Origin of the sequence: Bisgaardia hudsonensis, from assembly GCF_004345785.1 — a bacterium.
GTDB classification, from domain to species: domain Bacteria; phylum Pseudomonadota; class Gammaproteobacteria; order Enterobacterales; family Pasteurellaceae; genus Bisgaardia; species Bisgaardia hudsonensis.
This window is the reverse complement of sequence record NZ_SLXI01000005.1, coordinates 40,376-58,144: the sequence shown is the minus strand read 5'-3', so window position 1 is coordinate 58,144 and position 17,769 is coordinate 40,376. Positions and strand designations below refer to the sequence as shown.

Here is a 17,769-nt window from a genome sequence, read left to right as displayed (position 1 = left end):
TTCTTTGAAAGACTGCGATATAGTAAAGATATTTTATCCTTTTGTCTTGTTAAAAAACACCTTTCTTTGATCAAAATACATATTTTCAAATATTTATTTTGTTTTATTTTTTTGGTTCTCTTTTGCCGCTTTAATAAACCCTGTAAATAATGGATGTCCATCACGAGGGGTTGAGGTAAATTCTGGGTGGAATTGACAAGCAACAAACCAAGGATGGTTTGGAATCTCAATAATTTCAACCAATTTTTTATCTTCTGATAAGCCAGAAATTTTTAGTCCCGCTTTTTCTAATTGTGGGCGTAATACATTGTTGACTTCATATCTATGACGATGACGTTCTTCTATGGTATTTGCACCATATAATTGGTGTGCGAGCGTATTTTCAATAAGATGGCATTTTTGTGCTCCAAGACGCATTGTTCCGCCAAGATCTGAATTATCAGAGCGAGTTTCAATATTGCCTGTTGCATCTTGCCATTCTGTTATTAAGCCAATCACTGGCTGTTCACAATTTTTATCGAATTCTGATGAATTTGCTTGAGGCAGTCCAGCAACATTTCGGGCATATTCAATATAGGCTACTTGCATACCTAAACATATTCCTAAGTATGGGATATTATTTTCACGTGCATATTTTGCAGTAAGAATTTTACCTTCAACACCGCGATAGCCAAAACCACCAGGAACTAAAATTGCATCGACATCTTTTAAGACTTCTGTTCCTTTAGTTTCTACATCTTGTGAGTCGATGTATTTAATATTTACGGTTAAACGATTTTTTAATCCACCGTGTTTTAAGGCTTCATTAACTGACTTATAAGCATCAGGCAATTCAGTATATTTACCCACCATACCAATGGTAACTTCGCCATTAGGATTAGATTCTTGATAGAGAACTTGCTCCCATTCAGAAAGATCGGCTTCAGGACAACTTAGATGAAAACGTTCACAGATAAAGTTATCTAGTCCTTGTGATTTCAATAATGCAGGAATTTGATATATTGAATTTACATCTTTTAATGAAATCACCGCTTTTTCTGGAACATTACAGAATAAAGCAATTTTGGCTCTTTCATTTGTTGGGATCATTCGATCAGAGCGACAAATTAATACATCAGGTTGAATGCCAATAGACAATAATTCTTTTACAGAATGTTGTGTTGGTTTAGTCTTGACCTCACCAGCCGTTGGAATATAAGGCACTAAAGTAAGATGCATAAATAGAGTACGCTCACGACCGACTTGTGTGGCTAGCTGTCTTAACGCTTCCAAAAATGGTAACGATTCAATATCACCAACAGTACCACCCACTTCAATAATCGCTACATCATGCCCCGCAGCACCATCAATCACTCTTGCTTTAATTTCGTTAGTAATATGTGGAATAACTTGAATTGTTGCACCTAAGTAATCTCCACGACGTTCTTTACGTAATACTTCGGAATAAATTTTTCCTGTTGTAAAATTATTACGTTTGGTCATTTTTGTACGAATAAAACGCTCGTAATGTCCTAAATCTAGGTCAGTTTCGGCGCCATCTTGAGTAACAAAAACTTCGCCATGTTGAGTCGGACTCATTGTGCCAGGGTCAACATTAATATAAGGATCAAGTTTCATCATTGTGACATTTAAGCCACGAGCTTCAAGAATTGCTGCTAATGATGCGGCAGCAATACCTTTTCCAAGAGAAGAAACTACACCGCCAGTAACAAAAATATAATTGGTAGCCATATTAAACCTATGATTTTTTGATATGAAAATAAATGCAAGAGTTGTTAATTATTAAACAATAACTCTTAATAAAGACGGGAGAATAGTTTACATTAAAGGACGTGTGAACTCAATCTTAAGGATTGAATTTAATGTTTATTTTTATGGAAAGCACTTTATTTAATTTTGAATACAGCATTAAATAAAGTGCGGTATATTTTTAAGATGTTTTATAAAATTAATATAAAACCCTTGCTCGAATAGTTCCTTCAATAGCGCGTAATTGTTCTAATAATGGTGTTGGATCGGTACTATCTACATCAATAACAACATAGCCAATATTGGGATCTGTTTGTAAATATTGAGCTGCAATATTGATATTTTTTTCTACAAAGATTTGGTTAATTTTGTTTAAAATACCTGGTTTATTATGATGAATATGTAATAAACGTGCGGAACCAATATGCTCAGGTAGGGATACTTCAGGGAAGTTCACTGAGGATAAGGTTGAACCATTATCTGAATATTTTACAAATTTGCTCGCTACTTCTGTGCCTATATTTTCTTGTGCTTCTGTCGTTGAGCCACCAATATGTGGTGTGAGAATAACATTATCAAATTCACGTAATGGAGAAATAAATTCTTCATTGATAGACGCAGGTTCTTCAGGGAATACATCAAGTGCAGCACCACGAATTTTGCCAGATTTTAGTGCATCGGCTAAGGCATCAATATCAACAACTGTGCCACGAGCAGCATTAATTAATAGGCTACCATCTTTAAATTGGGCGATACGTTCAGCATTAATTAAGTTTTTAGTCGAGTCATTTTCTGGAATATGTAGAGAAATAACATCGCACTTATTTAATAATTCTTCTAATGATCCAACTTGTTGAGCATTACCCAATGGTAATTTATTTTGAATATCATAGAAAAAGACTTTCATTCCTAAAGATTCAGCGATGATACTGAGTTGTGAACCAATATGTCCATAACCTACAATACCCAATTTTTTGCCTCTTGCTTCTCTCGAGCCTGCGGCGGATTTATTCCATACACCACGATGAACCTCTGCATTAGATTGCGGCACATTACGCATTAATACAAGAATTTCACCCAATACTAACTCAGCAACGGAGCGAGTGTTTGAAAATGGGGCATTGAATACAGGAATACCACGTTTTTTGGCGGCTTGTAAATCGACTTGGTTCGTTCCAATGCAGAAACAACCAATAGCAATTAATTTTTTAGCCTCTTGTAACACATCTTCTGTTAGATAGGTACGTGAGCGTAATCCAATAAAATGAGCGTCTTTAATTGCTTCTTTAAGCTCTTCTGGCTCAAGTGCTTTTTGATGATATTCAATGTTTGTATAACCAGCTGCTTTTAATACATCTACTGCATTCTGGTGTATTCCCTCTAAAAGTAGGAATTTGATTTTAGACTTCTCAAGTGATACTTTATTTACCATATTTGCTTTCCTATCCTGTATTTTTATTATTTAATAATTTTAGCACCATTAGGTGTGCCAACAATAATGATATCAGCACCTCTTAGGGCAAAGATCCCATTTGTTACAACACCAGCAATATTGTTTAATTCTTTTTCCATTTCTACTGGATTCATAATTTTGAAGTTATAAATATCTAAAATAACATTGCCATTATCAGTAATAACCCCTTCTCTGTATTCAGGTGAGCCACCTAATGCAACCAGTTTGCGAGCAACTTGTGAACGAGCCATTGGAATGACTTCTATTGGTAGTGCAAAAGTTGAGCCAAGTACATCAACTTGTTTGCTACTATCAACGATACAGATGAAAGTTTTAGCAAGTGCCGCAACAATTTTTTCACGAGTAAGTGCCGCACCACCACCTTTTATCATCATTTTTTGTGGATTGATTTCATCAGCACCATCAACATAAATATCTAGGCTAGAGACATCATTAGTGCTAAAAACTTCGATACCTTGTTCTTTTAATAATTTTTCTGAGGCTTTAGAGGCGGTTACTGCACCTTTAATTTTATCTTTTATTGTTGCCAATGCTTCTATAAAACAGTTGACAGTAGAGCCACTGCCTACACCAACAATACTATCTGCTTTGACATATTGTAATGCCGCTTCGGCAGCCATTTTTTTCATAGTTAGTTGATCCATTATTCATTCCTTTTCAATACAAAATTCACAAGGCGTAAACGTTTGCGTAACAAAAGTAATACTTTAAAACGATTCTATTTTATAAACAAGATTATTTCGGTAAAAATTCGGTTAATAATTCATTTAAGAATAGTTTTCCTTTTTCTGTAATTTGCCAAGTATTCGCGATATCTTGAATATAATCTCGTTGTATCGCCCAGTTTATTTCTGATTTTACTGTTTCAATAGGCAAATGAGTTAATTGTTCAAATTCAATTTTAGGTACAGCTTCAAGTAATCGGAATCGATTCATAAAAAATTCAAAAGGGCGGTCGGAATTGTCCACATTATTTTCTTGATACAAATATTCACCACGTAAATAACCTTTTGGGTGTTTAGTTTTAGAAAATCGTATGATTTTTCCATCTTCAAAACTTATTTTTCCATGAGCACCACAACCAATAGCAAGATAATCACCGAATCGCCAATAATTTAAATTATGTTTACATTGAAAATTAGGCTTAGCATAAGCGGAGGTTTCATATTGTTGATAACCCGCCTCTGTGAGTAACTTATGCCCTTGCTCAAAAATATCCCATAAATCATCTTCATTAGGTAATTTAGGTGGGCGATAAGCAAACATCGTATTCGGTTCAATGGTGAGTTGATACCAAGATAAGTGAGGAGGATTAAGTTCAATAGCTTGTTTTAAATCATCTAATGCTTCATCAAGGGTCTGGTTTGGTAGTCCGTGCATAAGATCTAAATTAAAACTGTTTAAATTAGAATCTTTTGCAAATTGCACAGCTCTTTTTGCTTCTTCGGCATTATGGATTCGCCCTAAACGTTTTAGTTTATCATCAGAAAAACTTTGAATACCCATAGAAATCCGAGTAACGCCAGCATTGACATAACCTTTAAAACGTTCGGCTTCTGCTGTTCCTGGATTGGTCTCTAAGGTAACCTCAATATCTTCTTCAAAAGGAATAAGTCGATTAATTTCATTTAAAAGTAAGGCAATATTATCTGCACTAAATAGGCTAGGTGTGCCACCACCGATAAAAATCGAATGAAGTTTTCTTGAACAAATCCCATCTTTATAGCGAATAAGATCTTGGGATAAGTCTTTTAATAAATGTGCTATGTATTCAGCCTCAGGAATAATTCCTTTCTGTGCGTGAGAATTAAAATCACAATAAGGGCATTTTTGCACGCACCAAGGAATGTGGATATAGAGGCTAAGAGGTGGAAGAATAAGATTATTCACTTAACGAACCACAACCGCAGTGCCACTAGCGACAATCATAAACATACTTTTTCCATCGCCGTGTATTGAAGTGTAATTGACTTCAACACCGACAACCGCATTTGCACCTATTTTTTGTGCATTCTTTTCCATTTCTAATAAAGCGTTTTCACGAGCGGAAGTTATTTTTGACTCGTACATCTTGGAACGACCACCTAAAATATCCGTAATACCAGCAAAAAAATCACGAATAAAGTTAGTACCAGCGACCACTTCGCCAAATACTACTTGTTTATATTCAATAATTTGTTTTCCTTCAATTTGTGGTGTAGTTGTAATAATCATATTATTTATCCATACCTAGTTTTCTCTTTAATTCAGCTAGTGCTTTTGCTCGATGTGAAATTTTTTTCTTTTCTGTTGTATCTAATTCAGCAAAAGTACAATTTTTTTCTGGATAGAAGAAAAGACTATCATAACCAAAGCCATTTTCCCCTTTTTCTTCAAAAGTGATTACGCCTTCACAAGTACCTTCAGCAATGATCGGTGAAGGATCAAGTTCGTTTTGCAACATTACAATGCAACTAACAAATTTTGCTTGGCGGTTTTCTGTGGCAACATTGGTTAATTCTTTTAATAATTTCTGTCTATTTTTAGCATCTGCCTCTTCGCCATCAACCCTTGCATAGCGTGCCGAATATAATCCTGGAGCGCCATTAAGAGCATTCACAACAAGTCCACTATCATCTGCAATGGCGGGTAATCCAGACATTTTTGAGGCAAAACGAGCTTTTAAAATAGAATTTTCAACGAAAGTCAGCCCTGTTTCTTCTGGACTTTCAATACCTAAATCTGTTTGAGCAATGACTTCAAAACCAAATTGAGCTAATACATCAGCCATTTCTTTGACTTTGCCTTTATTACCTGTGGCTAATACGATTTTTTGTTTCATTTTGAGTTCCTAAGAGAAAGAATTGGGGTAATTATACTATTAATCAAGGAAGAGGTGAGAATGTATTTTTATTTGAAAATGAAAAAAGCGGAAAGAGATTATTTCCGCTAGATATTAGATTATAAAATAATACGATCCTTATTTTTTTCTAAAGTGGCTTTGCCGATACCTTTTACTTCGGTTAATTGCTCAATATCCGTAAAATTGCCATTTTCTTGTCGGTAAGCAACAATCGCTATTGCTTTTTTTTCTCCAATACCAGTTAATGCTTGTTGAATTTCACTTGCAGTCGCCGTGTTAATATTTACTTTATCTGAAAGAATAATTGGATCATTTTTATCAATAGATTTCTTATTTTCTTGAACTGTGGTTATTTTAGATGAACTTTTTTCAACTTTGGTTTGTGCATTATCCGCAAGAACTTGATTAGATAGTGCGAGGGTACTGATAATGAATAATGATGCTAATATTGATTTAAATTTTGACATATTTTTTCCTTATTTAAACTATGATAATGTGCTGAATTATTTCAACAGTTATAATTTGTTTTAATAAGGAAAAACTTTCAATAGCAAGTTTTTTATTTCTAGATCAGGATCGTAAAAAAGATATTTTATATATAGTAAAAATTTTTATTCCTGCTTCATTTTGAAAAATAACTTTGATATATTTTAACTTATGTTTTAGTAAATAAATTTTTAAATTTGGTATTTTAGTAGGAGTTAATTATGAATAATCTTATTATCGGCTTTTATGGTGCAAGTAATAATGGAAAAACACATACTTTAAATGAGTTAATTAATCTATTAAAAGCAGAAGAGAATGATTTATTGAATATAGATCAAACAAAATCATTTGAGTATAATGGAAAAAAAATTGGTATATCTACCCATGGAGATTATGGATCTGTAGTTAAAGAACAACTAGGCAATTTAATTAAAAAGGATAAATGTTCAATTATTATTACTGCTTGTAGAACGTCTGGTGCAACTCATGATGCTATAGAATTTTACAGAGATAAATATAATATTGAATATGTTACTTGTCCTTATTTATTTTTAACTAACAATGAAACGCCAAATGACGTTCAGTTAAAGCGAATTTATACTAGTTCTGCAATATTTCTCAAATCTTACATAGATAACTATATGCGTGGGTAAAAATGAAATTATTAAGGCTCCAGTTTATTAGCTGTGGTCTTAATTATATTCTCCCTTTTTTATATCCGTTCTCCCAAGATTTCTGGAATTTTTTATTAATTTTCTTTCCTGTTGATTCCTCGCAATAATTGCGTCGTTGAGAGAACATTTTTTCTTTGTATTGGGAATAGGATTTACCTGTTCTATATCCATCAAGATACCAATCGTCAATATCATTACATTCTGCTATGTTAAAACGTAGCTGATTGTTGGTAATATGAAAAACTTTTCTCTCTTTATTTGTTTGTTTATGAGGTGCAGAACAGGCAATTAATGTTACCCCTACTAGCATAATCATAAAAAATAAAAATATATTTTTTAGAGGTAATCTATGTTGAACTATACGCATTATATAATCACCATATCATCACGATGTACTGCCACAGAACCATATTCATAGCCTAATATATTTTCAATATCTTGTGATTTTTTTCCTTTGATAAGGGTTAAGGCATCACTATTATAATGCGGTACACCTAAGGCAAAAGTTTGGTTATTTTCTGTTTTTATTTTAACCACTTCACCACGAGAGAATCGCCCTTCAATAGCGATAATTCCTGCTGGTAGCAATGATTTGTGCTGATTTAATACCGCACTTTTCGCACCTTGGTCAACAATTAGCGTTCCAGCTGATGGGGCAGCAAATAACCATTGTTTTCGGCTTTCTAATCGATCAGTTTGCGCAATAAATTTAGTGCCTTGCTGTTTTCCTTGTGCTAAATCCACAATGATATTTTCTTGATTACCGGGTGCGATAATCGTTTCAATACCTGAACGAGTAGCAATATCGGCAGCAGTAATTTTAGTGGACATACCACCAGTCCCTAAGTTTGTACCGCTTCCACCGGCGATAGCACGAATATGATCGGTAATTTTTTCTACCACAGGAATTAATTTTGCGGTTGGATTTTTTCTTGGATCACTATCAAATAAACCTTGTTGATCGGTTAATAAATAAAGTTGATCGGCTTGTGCTAAGATAGCGACTAACGCAGATAAATTATCGTTATCACCTACTTTAATTTCTGCTGTTGCAACAGCATCATTTTCATTAATCACTGGTATGATTTGGTTATTTAAAAGAGCGTGTAGAGTATCTCTGGCATTTAAAAAGCGTTCTCTATCTTCTATATCCGCACGACTTAATAAAATCTGACCAATATGAATATCATAAATAGAAAATAATTTTTCCCAAGTTTGAATAAGCTGGCTTTGCCCTACGGCAGCTAATAATTGTTTAGAGGCAATGGTTGTCGGTAGTGTTGGATAATTAAGATAATGTCGTCCAGCGGCTACCGCACCAGAGGTAACAATGATGACGCGTATGCCTTGTTGATGTAATTTTGTTATTTGGCGAACAATTTCCATCATATGCGGTAAATTTAATTTTGTTGAACCTTGGGTCAAGGTGCTAGTGCCGAATTTTACGACGATTGTTTTACTTTTTACACTTTCCATTAGTATTCCCATCGAATTATTTATTAACGGAGCAGGGTTGCTTAATTTACTTGAAATCTATTTCTTTGCAAGACTGTTTCTATGATTTAAAACAAATAATTATTCTATTAAAATAAATATAATATATCGAATTTTTATTATAGGATATTTTTAATATGAGTGAATTAACAGAAAAAGAAAAAAATATACAGCGAGAGGTCACTCGATTATGTATTAAAGCGGCGTTACTTTTATTACAACATGGTGTTGAAAGTACGGTTATTGTACAGCTCGCTCATCGGTTAGGGATTGCATTAGGAATGGATAGCGTGGAATGTGCTTTAACCCCCAATGCGGTTATTTTAACTACTTTATATAAGGGTAATTGTATTACCACTGCTCGTAAAAATGCAGATAAAGGTATTAATATGCAAGTTGTAACTGAAGTACAACGCATTGTAATTACCGCAGAACATAAAATTTATGGTATTGAGCAGGTTAAAAATAAATTAGATAGTATTAAACCATTAAAATATAACCGATATTTTGTAGTATTTATGATAGGGTTATCTTGTGCCTCTTTTGCACATTTGTCAGGTGGCGATGTGCTTATTTCATTAATTACCTTTTTTGCCGCTTCGATTGCAATGTTTGTACGACAAAGTTTAGCAATGAAACATCATAATCCAATTATTGTATTTGCGATGACTGCTTTTGTTGGTTCTATGATTGCTGGCATTGCGTTGAAATATAATATTGGTAATGATCCACAAATTGCGTTAGCGTCAAGTGTGTTATTACTTGTTCCTGGATTTCCTTTAATTAATTCATTAGCTGATATTTTGAAAGGGCATATTAGTATGGGGCTAGCTCGTTGGACGATAGCGACAGTATTAACTTTTGGGGCTTGTATTGGCATTGTATTTGCACTAAGTGTCTTAAATATTACCAGTTGGGGAAGATAATATGTTAGATTTAATTTTACTATTGATTGATGATATGTTTTTTGCCGCTATTCCTGCAGTGGGTTTCGCTTTAGTATTTAATGTACCAGTAAAAGCATTGAAATATTGTGCAATATTAGGGGCGTTGGGACACGGTTTGAGGACATTACTTATTCATTATGATGTCCCTTTGGTTTTTGCCACTTTTTTTGGGGCAAGTTTAATTGGTTTTATTGGTGTACATTTATCACATCGTTATTTAGCCCACCCAAAAGTCTTTACGGTAGCAGCGATTATTCCGATGATTCCAGGTGTTTATGCTTACAAAGCAATGATCGCCATTGTACAAATTCATCATTATGGATTTTCTGATCCATTATTTGTCGATATGATTGATTACTTTATTAAAACAGGCTTTATTTTAGGCGCAATTGCTTTTGGGTTATCTTTACCAGGTATGCTGTTTTATCGTCAAAGACCAGTGGTGTAGTGATAATGTTATATGGCGATAATCCATTGCAAATGTTATTATCATAATCGTTCGATGATAAATTAGAGTAGGAAAGGATATGACATTAAGTTTAGTGGTTGCCATAACAAAAAATAATGTTATTGGGAAAGACAATCAAATGCCTTGGCATTTACCCGCTGATTTAAATTGGTTTAAGATAAATACAGTGGGTAAGCCTATTGTAATGGGACGGAAAACCTTTGAAAGTATTGGTCGTCCTCTTCCTAACAGAATTAATGTGGTACTTTCTCGTTCGCCTTATGAACAAGAGGGGATTATTTGGAAAAATAGCCTAGAAAGTGCGGTGGATTTTTTAAAAGATTTTTCAGAAATTATGTTAATTGGTGGTGGCGAATTATTTAAGCAATATTTACCACAGGCAGACAAGCTATATCTTACAGAAATACAAGCGGAGCTTGAAGGCGATACTTATTTCCCTAAAATTGATTGGAATGAATGGGATATTGAATTTGAGGAATACCGCTCAGCCGATGAGAAAAATGCTTATGATTGTCGTTTTTTGATTTTAAATCGTAAAAGATAATAGGATAGGAATAATTAAGAAAGGGATAAAATTTAATTTATCCCTTTTTTGTCAATTAAGCTAATCGTTGCCTTACTATTTCAAATAAACAAACCCCAGTCGCCACAGAAACATTGAGTGAAGATACAGAACCATTCATTGGAATACTTACGAGTTGATCACAAGTTTCTCGAGTTAATCTTCGCATACCATCACCTTCAGCCCCCATTACTAATGCTAAAGCACCAGTTAGTTTTGTTTGGTAAATAGTTTCAGTGGCTTCACCAGCTGTGCCTATAACCCAAATATTATGCTGTTGTTGAATATCTCTCAAGGTTCGAGCTAAGTTAGTCACCTTAATAAGAGGAATAACTTCTGCTGCACCACAAGCTACTTTTCGAGCAACTGAACTTAATTGAGCGGATTTATCTTTAGGGACGATCACCGCAGAGACTCCAGTTGCATCAGCGGTTCGTAAACAAGCACCTAAATTATGGGGATCAGTTACACCATCTAACACCAGTAATAAAGGATTTTGGGTATTACTTAAAATACTATCAAGATCATTTTCGTTCAGTTCTTTTGCTGGGTGAACTTTGGCGATAATACCTTGATGTACTTCGCCATTGGCTTTTTTATCTAAGGTTTCTCGATTAAAAAATTGGATTGATATTCCGATATTTCTTAACTCATTAATTAAAGGAAGTAACCGCTTATCATCACGACCTTTTAATACATAAACTTCGATTAAACGTTCGGGAGCATTATCCAAAAATGCTTTTACTGCGTGGATACCATAAATATTTTCTGCCATTGCTAGTCTCTATTAAATCAATATTAATTATTACCAATCTATTATATCACTTAAGATTTTTTAGGTTTAGTTGACGATTTTCTTTTTGCCGGCGATTTCTTACGGCTAGTTGGTTTTTTTGCCTGAGCTGATTTCCCTTTATTTTTCTGTTTTTTTATACTTTCCGCATAACGTAATGCTTTTTTGGCATTATCTTTTTTCGTTTTTCCCACTCTTGCGGGTTTGCGTTCACTAGAAATTAAAGCAAAATCAACCTTTTTTTGCTCTAGGCTGACCGATTCTACACGAATTTTAACTTTGTCGCCTAGACGATAAATCATACCAGAGTTTTCGCCAATTAAATATTGTTTAGCTGGATCGAAACGATAGTAATCATTATCTAAACTGGAAATATGCACTAAACCATCAATAAATAATTCATCTAAACGAACAAATAAGCCAAATCCAGTTACTGAAGAAATAATCCCTGTAAATTCACTACCTACGTGATCTTGCATATATTCACATTTTAGCCAGTTCTCTACATCACGAGTCGCTTCATCTGCTCGGCGTTCTGTTGTTGAACAATGCTCACCTAATATATCCATTTCATCTATGGAATAATGATAGCCACCGGTATTAGTTGTTTTACGTTTTGAACCTTGTTGCTTAGCTAATATATATTTGATGCCACGATGTAAGGTTAAGTCTGGATATCGGCGAATAGGAGAAGTGAAATGAGCATATTCATTTAATGCTAGCCCAAAGTGTCCAATATTTTCTGGATCATAAACGGCTTGGCTGAGAGAACGTAATAACATACTTTGGATTAATTCATGATCTGGACGTTCTTTGATTTGTTCAAGTAATTTTGCATAATCTGCCGTAGTAGGTTTTAAGCCTCCCTCAAGTGATAATCCACATTCATTTAAAAATGCACGAAAAGCAGTGCTTTTTTCTTCATTTGGACTAGCATGAATACGGAATAAGGCTGGCTCTTTATGACGTTCCATAAAGTTTGCGGCGGCAATATTTGCCAATATCATACATTCTTCAATGATTTTATGTGCATCATTACGAACAACGGGTTCGACGCTTTCTATACGTCCCATTTCATTAAAAATAAATTTACTTTCAATGGTATCAAAGTTAATTGCACCACGTTTATGACGAGCTTTGAGTAACACTTGATACATATTATGTAATTCTTGTAAATGTGGTACTAAATTATGATAACGTTCTCTTAATTCTTTATCGCCTTCTAAAATATGTGCAACTTTAGTATAGGTTAAACGAGCTTGAGATTTCATTACAGCTTCATAAAATTGGTAATCTTTCATCTCCCCTTTTGCTGAAATATTGAGTTCACACACCATACATAAGCGATCAACTTGTGGATTCAAAGAGCATAGTCCATTAGATAAAATTTCAGGTAGCATTGGTACTACTCGAGTTGGGAAATAAACCGAGTTACCACGATTATAGGCTTCGGTATCCAATGCTGTACGTAATCTTACATAGTAGCTAACATCAGCAATGGCAACCCATAATTTCCAGCCACCATTTTTATTTTTTTGGCAAAATACGGCATCGTCAAAATCTCGAGCATCTTCACCATCAATGGTTACTAAAGGTAATTCTCTGAGGTCAATACGTCCTTTTTTCGCTTCTTCAGGGACTTCCTCAGTGTATTTTTTGACTTGTTTTTCTACTGCTGGTGGAAAAATATGGGGAATATCGTGGTTATGAATGGCAATTTGAGTTTCCATTCCTTTTGCCATATTTTCGCCAAGTATTTCAGTGATCATACCGACAGGTTGACTGAAACTGGCTGAGCGAGGTTTTAATTCAACCACGACTACTTGCCCCATTCTTGCGCCTTTGCGGTGTTCTGTTGGAATTAAAATATCACGATTAACACGGCTGTCATCAGGAACAACATAGCCAATACCTTCTTCTAGGAAAAAACGCCCTACAAGTTGTTTTTTACGATTTTCTAACACTCGAACAATGCGTACTTCTTTACGTCCACGGCGATCAATACCGCTTGGTTGAGCAAGAATATAATCACCGTGCATTACTCGTTTCATTTGATCGTTAGCAATAAATAAATCTTCTTTTTGCCCTTCTACTTGTAAGAAACCATAGCCATCACGATGTCCAATGACTGTTCCTTTAAGTAGATCTAATTTTTCGGCAAGCGCATAGCGACGACGTTTAGTAAAAATTAATTGCCCATCATTTTCCATTGCTCTTAAACGACGACGCATTCCTTCTTGTTGTTCTTCATCTTGAATATCTAAAGTCGTTAGGATTTCTTCTTTTGACATTGGGGCATTGTAGTCTTTAATTATTTTTAATATAAAATCTCGACTAGGAATAGGATTGGAATATTTTTCTTGTTCTTTTTTATAGTTAGGATCGATAAGTGCGGTATTTTTTTTGATAGTTTTTTTCTTATTGTTAGTTTTTTGGGGTGCTTTCATTTTTATTCCCTATATTGAATAGATTAGGGTTAGTTTGTCATTGTAAGCGAGGGAATGCAAGAAAAGAATAGAATTTAATTGAGGTTAATAAAAAACCCAGCATAAGCTGGGTTTTATTTATCAATAAAGATAATTATTCTGCTTCAACATAAATGTCTAATGAAGCAAAAACTTCCGCGTGAAGTTGGAAGCGAACTTCGTGATCACCTGTGGTACGTAATGGACCAGTAGGAAGACGAACTTCACTTTTAGCAATTTCAACACCAGCAGCGGTTACTGCTTCTGCGATATCGCGTGTTGTAATTGAACCGAATAAACGACCTTCATCACCTGCTTTAGAGATGATAGTTACTTTCGCTAACTCAGTTAATTGTGCTGCACGAGCTTGTGCTGCAGCTAAAACTTCAGCAGCTTTTGCTTCTAACTCTGCACGGCGAGTTTCAAAATATTCAACGTTAGCTTTAGTTGCCATAACTGCTTTTCCTTGTGGGATTAAGTAGTTACGTGCGAAACCTGATTTAACATTCACTTGGTCACCAATACTACCTAGGTGAGCCATTTTATCTAAAAGAATTACTTGCATTACCGTTCTCCTTTCAATTACTGATGGTTGTCAGTGTACGGAAGTAACGCTAAATAGCGAGCGCGTTTGATTGCACGAGCTAATTGACGTTGATACTTCGCACGAGTACCGGTAATACGGCTTGGAACAATTTTGCCGCTCTCTGTGATATAGTTCTTTAAAGTAGCGATATCTTTATAATCGATTTCTACTACATTGTCCGCTGTAAAACGGCAGAACTTACGACGACGGAAATAACGTGCCATTTGGCTAGTCTCCTAATCTATAAATTCGATTTGCTCGGCGTGTAATACTAATTGGCTTAAACCATTTGTTGATTTATGTGAAGTTATAAACCCCACTACCAATAAACTACAACCGACCGTAATGCTTTGAGTTGTTTCTATTAATTTATTACCACTTACTTGAACTGGCATTTTACACCACGCTTGACGTGGTAAGCCGACTTCTTGCTGTTCAGAACGATGTTCTAAATAAAAACGGCAATGCTCAATTCCGCTTGGGCTTTTCATTCGTTTAGGGAAATCGGATACTTTTCCAATTAACGATAAACGATTATTAATATTCAAATTACTCTTCAGCATCCTCAAAATCGTTGTTTTCAACTTCAGCTACAGCTTTACGTTCATCACGTGCTTTAGCCATTGGGGACGCTTCTGTTACGGCGTGCTTAGTACGAATAATTACGTTACGAAGAACTGCGTCGTTGTAACGGAAAGTTGTTTCTAGCTCGTCGATTACTTCTTGAGGCGCTTCTACATTCATAAGCACGTAATGTGCTTTATGTAATTTGTTGATTGGGTATGCTAATTGACGGCGACCCCAATCTTCTAGGCGATGAATTTGACCGCCAGCTTCTTTTACAGAACCTGTATAACGCTCAATCATCCCTGGTACTTGTTCGCTTTGGTCCGGGTGAACCATAAACACGATTTCGTAGTGACGCATTACTGCTCCTTACGGGTTAATCAGCCTCCGACTGTAAGACCAGTCACCAATCTTGCGGAAGCAAGGAACGAAAATTAAGGTGTGACTGTAAGGTGTGCGATTATACCGATTTAGTCTTTAAACTACAAGGGGATTTTTGATTAAAATTTTTCCATCTTCGTATTCATAAAAAATAGGGAAGCTATTGCCTCCCCATTAATAAATAGTAGTGATTATTGCTTATTGCAATAAAGCAATATCTGCAACTTGTAAGAATAAACCTTGCAAGGTATTTAAAATAGCTAAACGATTATGACGAAGTTGTGGATCATCAGCATTAACCATAACGTTATCAAAGAAATTATCAACAGGTTCACGTAAATTAGCTAACTTATCTAATACTGCCGTATAATTTCCTTCTACGACTAAAGGTTTTACTTCATCTTGTAATGCAATAACCGCTTCCGCTAATGCTTTTTCTGGTGTTTCTACGCAAATACTAAGATCGATTTCACCAATTTCAATATTTGATTTTGCAAGAATATTACTTACACGCTTATTAGCGGCGGCTAAAGAAACCGCTGCATCTAAGCTACGGAAATGAGCGACGGCACGAACACGAGCATCAAAATCCGCTGGTTTAGTTGGACGGCGAGCTAATACTGCTTGAATAACATCAACCGCAATACCTTCATCTTGATACCAAGCACGGAAACGACCCAGCATAAAGTCCACTACATCAGCAATAACATTTTTATTGGTTAACTTATTACCGAAAGATTGAGCCGAAATATTGATTAATGCTTCTAAATCTAATGGTAATTTTTTCTCAACAATAATACGCAACACACCTAATGCGGCGCGGCGTAGTGCAAAAGGATCTTTATCGCCTTTTGGATATTGACCAATGCCAAAAATTCCTGTTAACGTGTCAATTTTATCCGCAAGTGCAACAGAACAAGCCACTAAAGAATGTGGTAATTCATCGCCTGCAAAACGTGGCATATATTGTTCATTTAACGCTACTGCCACTTCTTCATCTTCACCATCGTGACGAGCATAGTGCATACCCATTACACCTTGGGTATCGGTAAACTCGAACACCATATTGGTCATTAAGTCACATTTAGAAAGTAAGCCAGCACGTTTTGCCTTGCTTTCATCTGCACCAATTTGTTTTGCAATTTCGCCACTTAATTGTTCAATACGTGCTGTTTTATCACGTAAAGTACCTAATTGTTGTTGGAATAACACCGTTTCTAAACGTGGGAGTTGATCTTCTAAACGTTGTTTTAAATCGGTTTTAAAGAAAAATTCCGCATCAGTTAAACGTGGACGTACTACTTTTTCATTTCCCTCAATAATCTTGCTTGGATCATCAGGATTAATATTAGAAACAAAAATAAAGTGCGGTAATAATTTTCCTTCTTTATCATAAATTGGGAAATATTTTTGATCGCCTTTCATTGTATAAACAAGTGCTTCTGCAGGCACAGCCAAGAAACGTTCTTCAAATGTAGCCGCCAAAACATTTGGATATTCAACAAGAGAAGTAACTTCATCAAGTAAATCTTCTTGAATATCGGCAACGCCACCAAGTGCGGTCGCTTTTTCTTGAGATTTTTGCAAAATAATGGCTTTACGTTCATTGAAATCAGCAAATACCGAGCCTTTTTCTTTGAGTAATTGAGGGTATTGATCCGCATTATCAATTTGGAATTCACGCTTGCCCAAGAAACGATGACCTCGAATAGTTCTTGCACTAGCAACACCTAAAATCTCGCCTTCAATTAATTCATTTCCAAATAATAAAGTAACTGTATGCACAGGACGAACAAATTGTTCTGTTTTATCCCCCCAGCGCATTGTTTTTGGGATAGGTAATTTAGCAAGGGATTGACTAATAATACCGACTAATAAATTTTTGGTCGCTTGTCCTTCAATAACTGCACGGTGAACAAGCCATTCACCTTTATCTGTTTTAATACGATCAGCTTGATCAACAGTAATCCCACAACCACGAGCCCAACCTTCTGCTGCTTTAGTTGGTTTACCTTCTGCATCAAAAGCAGCGGATACCGCAGGACCACGTTTTTCAATTTCTTTACTTGGTTGACTTGTACCTAAACCAAGCACTTTGACTGCTAAACGACGTGGTGCAGCAAACCATTCTACTTTATCAAAAGCTAAGTTTGCTTGAGTTAATTCTTGTTCTACATTATTAGCAAATGCTGTTGCTAATTTTTTGAGTGCCTTCGGTGGTAATTCTTCAGTACCGATTTCGGCAAGGAAATTTTGTGTTGTCATTTTTTTTCTCTTTAA

General features: G+C 35.3%; 20 protein-coding genes. 4 read left to right on the top strand and 16 right to left on the bottom strand.

Annotated elements, in window-relative coordinates; translation table 11 throughout:
• Window positions 1–93 precede the first annotated feature (93 nt).
• From pyrG to EV697_RS07435, 7 genes are all read right to left on the bottom strand, one after another.
• Window positions 94–1,731, bottom strand: a complete 1,638-nt coding sequence (gene pyrG, locus EV697_RS07465; protein ID WP_132024243.1) for a glutamine hydrolyzing CTP synthase — start codon at window positions 1,729–1,731, stop codon at window positions 94–96.
• 217 nt (window positions 1,732–1,948) lie between these two features.
• Window positions 1,949–3,181 (bottom strand): phosphoglycerate dehydrogenase, encoded by a 1,233-nt coding sequence (gene serA, locus EV697_RS07460; RefSeq protein ID WP_132024241.1) that lies wholly within the window; start codon window positions 3,179–3,181, stop codon window positions 1,949–1,951.
• Window positions 3,182–3,207: 26 nt separating this feature from the next.
• Window positions 3,208–3,867, bottom strand: a complete 660-nt coding sequence (rpiA, locus tag EV697_RS07455) for a ribose-5-phosphate isomerase RpiA (RefSeq protein WP_132024239.1) — start codon at window positions 3,865–3,867, stop codon at window positions 3,208–3,210.
• A gap of 91 nt (window positions 3,868–3,958) precedes the next feature.
• A complete protein-coding gene (gene hemW / locus EV697_RS07450; RefSeq protein WP_132024237.1) occupies window positions 3,959–5,113 on the bottom strand; it encodes a radical SAM family heme chaperone HemW in 1,155 nt (384 codons plus the stop codon).
• Window positions 5,114–5,437: a YbjQ family protein gene (locus EV697_RS07445; protein WP_132024235.1), complete on the bottom strand. Its 324-nt coding sequence runs from the start codon at window positions 5,435–5,437 to the stop codon at window positions 5,114–5,116.
• A 1-nt stretch (window position 5,438) separates the two neighbouring features.
• Window positions 5,439–6,044 (bottom strand): RdgB/HAM1 family non-canonical purine NTP pyrophosphatase, encoded by a 606-nt coding sequence (gene rdgB, locus EV697_RS07440; RefSeq protein WP_132024233.1) that lies wholly within the window; start codon window positions 6,042–6,044, stop codon window positions 5,439–5,441.
• Window positions 6,045–6,163: 119 nt separating this feature from the next.
• Complete coding sequence (locus EV697_RS07435) at window positions 6,164–6,532, bottom strand: ComEA family DNA-binding protein (RefSeq protein WP_132024231.1); 369 nt, start codon at window positions 6,530–6,532, stop codon at window positions 6,164–6,166.
• 240 nt (window positions 6,533–6,772) lie between these two features.
• On the opposite strand from EV697_RS07435, the gene EV697_RS07430 reads away from it, so the two are divergent.
• Entirely contained in the window at window positions 6,773–7,204 is a 432-nt protein-coding gene (locus EV697_RS07430; RefSeq protein ID WP_132024229.1) for a hypothetical protein, read from the top strand.
• A gap of 43 nt (window positions 7,205–7,247) precedes the next feature.
• On the opposite strand, the gene EV697_RS07425 is transcribed toward EV697_RS07430, so the two are convergent.
• Window positions 7,248–7,592 carry a hypothetical protein gene (locus EV697_RS07425; RefSeq protein ID WP_132024227.1) on the bottom strand — a complete coding sequence of 115 codons (345 nt, stop codon included), beginning with the start codon at window positions 7,590–7,592 and terminating at the stop codon, window positions 7,248–7,250.
• On the bottom strand, window positions 7,592–8,701 hold the full coding sequence (gene proB / locus EV697_RS07420; protein ID WP_132024225.1) for a glutamate 5-kinase: 1,110 nt from the start codon (window positions 8,699–8,701) through the stop codon (window positions 7,592–7,594). Before proB ends, EV697_RS07425 begins: the two co-directional genes overlap by 1 nt.
• 155 nt (window positions 8,702–8,856) lie before the next feature.
• On the opposite strand from proB, the gene EV697_RS07415 reads away from it, so the two are divergent.
• The 3 genes from EV697_RS07415 (at window position 8,857) to folA (ending at window position 10,679) form a co-directional block, all read left to right on the top strand.
• Window positions 8,857–9,645: a threonine/serine exporter family protein gene (locus tag EV697_RS07415; protein ID WP_132024223.1), complete on the top strand. Its 789-nt coding sequence runs from the start codon at window positions 8,857–8,859 to the stop codon at window positions 9,643–9,645.
• 1 nt (window position 9,646) lies between these two features.
• The gene (locus EV697_RS07410) at window positions 9,647–10,114 is read left to right on the top strand and encodes a threonine/serine exporter family protein (protein ID WP_132024221.1); all 468 of its coding nucleotides are present in this window, start codon (window positions 9,647–9,649) and stop codon (window positions 10,112–10,114) included.
• A 79-nt stretch (window positions 10,115–10,193) separates the two neighbouring features.
• Window positions 10,194–10,679 (top strand): type 3 dihydrofolate reductase, encoded by a 486-nt coding sequence (gene folA / locus EV697_RS07405; protein ID WP_132024218.1) that lies wholly within the window; start codon window positions 10,194–10,196, stop codon window positions 10,677–10,679.
• A gap of 55 nt (window positions 10,680–10,734) precedes the next feature.
• Here folA and rlmB read toward each other — a convergent pair whose 3' ends face one another.
• From rlmB to glyS, 7 genes are all read right to left on the bottom strand, one after another.
• A complete protein-coding gene (gene rlmB, locus EV697_RS07400) occupies window positions 10,735–11,472 on the bottom strand; it encodes a 23S rRNA (guanosine(2251)-2'-O)-methyltransferase RlmB (protein ID WP_132024216.1) in 738 nt (245 codons plus the stop codon).
• Window positions 11,473–11,522: 50 nt separating this feature from the next.
• Window positions 11,523–13,937 carry a ribonuclease R gene (gene rnr / locus EV697_RS07395; RefSeq protein ID WP_132024214.1) on the bottom strand — a complete coding sequence of 805 codons (2,415 nt, stop codon included), beginning with the start codon at window positions 13,935–13,937 and terminating at the stop codon, window positions 11,523–11,525.
• Between the two features lie 133 nt (window positions 13,938–14,070).
• Window positions 14,071–14,520 carry a 50S ribosomal protein L9 gene (rplI, locus tag EV697_RS07390; RefSeq protein WP_132024212.1) on the bottom strand — a complete coding sequence of 150 codons (450 nt, stop codon included), beginning with the start codon at window positions 14,518–14,520 and terminating at the stop codon, window positions 14,071–14,073.
• A 17-nt stretch (window positions 14,521–14,537) separates the two neighbouring features.
• A complete protein-coding gene (gene rpsR / locus EV697_RS07385) occupies window positions 14,538–14,765 on the bottom strand; it encodes a 30S ribosomal protein S18 (protein ID WP_132024210.1) in 228 nt (75 codons plus the stop codon).
• 12 nt (window positions 14,766–14,777) lie between these two features.
• Window positions 14,778–15,104: a primosomal replication protein N gene (priB, locus tag EV697_RS07380; RefSeq protein ID WP_132024208.1), complete on the bottom strand. Its 327-nt coding sequence runs from the start codon at window positions 15,102–15,104 to the stop codon at window positions 14,778–14,780.
• On the bottom strand, window positions 15,091–15,468 hold the full coding sequence (gene rpsF / locus EV697_RS07375; RefSeq protein ID WP_132024206.1) for a 30S ribosomal protein S6: 378 nt from the start codon (window positions 15,466–15,468) through the stop codon (window positions 15,091–15,093). The genes priB and rpsF overlap by 14 nt, the downstream gene beginning before the upstream one ends.
• 219 nt (window positions 15,469–15,687) lie before the next feature.
• The gene (glyS, locus tag EV697_RS07370) at window positions 15,688–17,754 is read right to left on the bottom strand and encodes a glycine--tRNA ligase subunit beta (RefSeq protein WP_132024204.1); all 2,067 of its coding nucleotides are present in this window, start codon (window positions 17,752–17,754) and stop codon (window positions 15,688–15,690) included.
• Between the last annotated feature and the right edge of the window lie 15 nt (window positions 17,755–17,769).